Source organism: Streptomyces sp. NPDC006384 (genome assembly GCF_042870695.1).
Classification (GTDB): domain Bacteria; phylum Actinomycetota; class Actinomycetes; order Streptomycetales; family Streptomycetaceae; genus Streptomyces.
This window is the reverse complement of record NZ_JBIAHR010000058.1, coordinates 1-2,848: the sequence shown is the minus strand read 5'-3', so window position 1 is coordinate 2,848 and position 2,848 is coordinate 1. Positions and strand designations below refer to the sequence as shown.

The 2,848-nt window shown below is 67.0% G+C and carries 3 protein-coding genes; 1 reads left to right on the top strand and 2 read right to left on the bottom strand.

From position 1 onward, the window contains the following. The first annotated feature begins 127 nt into the window (after positions 1-127). Complete coding sequence (locus tag ACFYOJ_RS36235; RefSeq protein ID WP_356559458.1) at positions 128-502, top strand: hypothetical protein; 375 nt, start codon at positions 128-130, stop codon at positions 500-502. A 35-nt stretch (positions 503-537) separates the two neighbouring features. On the opposite strand, the gene istB is transcribed toward ACFYOJ_RS36235, so the two are convergent. Next, positions 538-1,308: an IS21-like element helper ATPase IstB gene (gene istB, locus ACFYOJ_RS36230; protein ID WP_356559454.1), complete on the bottom strand. Its 771-nt coding sequence runs from the start codon at positions 1,306-1,308 to the stop codon at positions 538-540. After that, the gene (istA, locus tag ACFYOJ_RS36225) at positions 1,305-2,723 is read right to left on the bottom strand and encodes an IS21 family transposase (protein WP_356559456.1); all 1,419 of its coding nucleotides are present in this window, start codon (positions 2,721-2,723) and stop codon (positions 1,305-1,307) included. The genes istB and istA overlap by 4 nt, the downstream gene beginning before the upstream one ends. Positions 2,724-2,848 lie beyond the last annotated feature (125 nt).

Here is a 2,848-nt window from a genome sequence, read left to right as displayed (position 1 = left end):
CTGTCGGCGTACGGACTTTTCTCCCCAGATGCGTACGGACGAACGTCCCCGGCTCTGGCCGCAGGCAGCGGCAACGGGACAGAGGATCTCGGTTGAGATCGATGACCCGAGCCGGGACACTCACGCGATGAGCCCCAGCACATCGTCTGAACCGATCGAACGAGGGTGGGACGAGCCCTGGTATCGGGTCCGCATGGACAACTTCCAGGCGTCGTTCCTGCCCAGCGACGGCGAGGACTTGGACGAGGTCTGCAACGTCGATGTCTTCGTGACCCTGAAGGACGGATCCTGTTGGACCGCGACCGTGTTCACCGTCGCGGAAGTCGAGCGCCTGATGAAGCTCTGGACAGGGACCGACGAGGCCCTCGGGGGCCGGTATTTCTGGGTCTCGGATGGCCTGATCGTCAGGGATCCCGGCATCGACAGCATGACCGGCGTGATCGCCGGCCTGATCGAGAACGGCGAGTTCTCCGAGATCTTTCAACGGGTGATCGACGACTGATCAAAGTGCTCGGCCGCCGGAAGCGTCGTGGATGGTCAGGCCACGTCGTTCTCGCGCTCGATGGCCTTGAGGCGGTTCTTGAGCCGGTAGCTGGGGCCGTTGATGGAGATCACGTCGCAGTGGTGGAGGAGCCGGTCGAGGATCGCGGTGGCGAGGACCTCGTCGCTGAAGACCTGGCCCCATTCACTGAAGGTCTTGTTCGAGGTCAGGATGATCGAGCCCTTCTCGTAACGCTTGGAGATGACCTGGAAGACCAGGTTCGCCTCCGCTCGTTCGAGGGGCTGGTAGCCGACCTCGTCGACCACGAGAACGCTCGGTCGCAGGTAGGTGCCGAGCTTGTTCGTCAGACGGCCGGCGGCCTCGGCGGCCTTGAGGTTGCGGACCATGTCGTCGAGGCTGGTGAAGTAGATCGAGTAGCCGGCCCGGCAGGCTGCGACCGCCAGGGCGACGGCGATGTGCGTCTTGCCGACCCCGGGCGGCCCGAGCAGGGCGGCGTTCGCCTTGCCCTCGACGAACGAGAGGGTGGCGAGGTCCTTGACCTTCCGCGGGTCGAGGTCGGGCTGGAAGGAGAAGTCGTATTCGTCGAGCGTCTTGTGGTGCGGCAGCCGGGAGAGCCGCAGGCCCTGGCGGAAGCGGCGGTCGTCGCGGACGGCGAGTTCCTCGGACAGGACCAGGTCGAGGAAGTCGAGGTAGCCCATCTTCCCCTCGTCGGCCCGGCGGGTGTATTCGTTGATCGTTTCGGCCAGGTGGGGCAGGCCGAGCTTGCCGGCCGTGTTGCGGATGCGGGTGGAGACCAGCTCGCTCAAGACGTTTCCCTCGTGCTCGGACGGGTGGTGAAGGGACGGGTTCCGGTCAGCTCGTCATAGACCGACAGCGGCCGGCGTCCGACCTCGACGCGGGTGGCCGCGGCCCGGTTCAGCAGGGCCTGCAGAGGTCCGGCCTCCTCGCCCAGAGGACGCTCTTGGCGGGGCTGGGGCAGGACGTCGCCGGTTGTGGTGCAACGTCCTCTGCCGGTGGGCAGGCCGTCCCAGTGGGCCTCTTCGACGACGCGGACCCCGCGGCCGATCGCCCGAGGATGGGTCGCCAGCAACGTCTCGCCGCTGGAGTCGGCCATGGTGGAGTGCAACATGATCTGCGACTTTGTGGCCCGGATCTCCACCAGCTGACGTGGTCGGACCTTGCGGGCGGGCACCGAGTAGAGGTTGCCGCCGAAGGCGACCAGGCAGTCCTTGCCGACCGGCCGCAGATGCCGTTCGGCCACCAGATACGGGGTCGGCGGCAGTGGCTTGAGGGCCACGTGGTCGCGGGCGGCCCGCTCGCCGATGATCTGCTGGTGGGTCCTGTGGGCCTGGGCCCGTCGCTGCGGGACCCAGGTGATGAAGGCGGCGTCCATCTCCTCGACGGAGGAGAAGGATCGGCCGGAAAGGACGTGGTCGCGGACGATGAGGACTTGCCGCTCGACGCGTCCCTTGCCGGTGGGCCGGTAGGCGGCCAGGACGTCGATGTCGAAGTCGTAGTGGCCGGCGAAGCCGACCGCCTCCGGATGCAGTGGGACCGCCTCGCCCGGGGCGACGTGGCGGCGGACGACGGTCTTGGTCCGGTCGTAGACGATCGTCATCGGCACTCCGCCGAAGTGGGCGAATGCCCGGCGGTGGCAGTCGAAGAACGTCTGGAGGTCCTGGCTGGTGGTGAAGCAGCAGAACGGGTCTCGTGAGTACGACAGAGTCATGTGGAAGGAGTAGACCTTCGGGATGCCCATGTGGGCGAGGATCTTGCCCTCGTCGCCCCAGTCGACCTGGGCCTGGGCGCCGGGGATGACCTCGAAGCGGCGGTGCATGCCCGCCAGCTCCTTCGGCGTGATGCCGAGTTCCTCGGCGATCCGGGGCCGGGCTTCCTGGACGTAGAGCTTGGTCCGCTGGTAGTTGCCGGTGAACCCGTACTGCACGGCCAGCCGCTCGTGGATCACTGCGGCCTTCATCAGGATCTCGGCCCGCAGCATCGAGTCGACCAGCGGCGCGAACTCGTCGATCACCCTCGCCTTCGATCGCCCGTTCGGCGACCGCCGCGGCGGGGTCGCCGGCCCCGGCGCCGACAGATATTTGCGGACCGTCTTCCGGTCCAGCCCGGTCTCCCGGGACACCTCCGAGAGGCTGATCGCCCCGGATTCCAACAGACTCCGAAAGCGCCGCAGTTCCAACCAACGTTGCGGATCCAGGACCACCGTCGACCGCCTCCCGTCGCCTCTCACCGACCAAGCAGCAGAGTGCCGAGCAGCAGGTCTCAACGCATCAACAACTGTCCCTTTTCATCCGTACGCGGGTGGGGACGTTCACGTGTACGCCGACA

Coding starts and splice junctions, on each gene's coding strand:
- ACFYOJ_RS36235 (WP_356559458.1), top strand. CDS start 128: ATGAGCCCCAGCACATCGTCTGAACCGATCGAACGAGGGTGGGACGAG.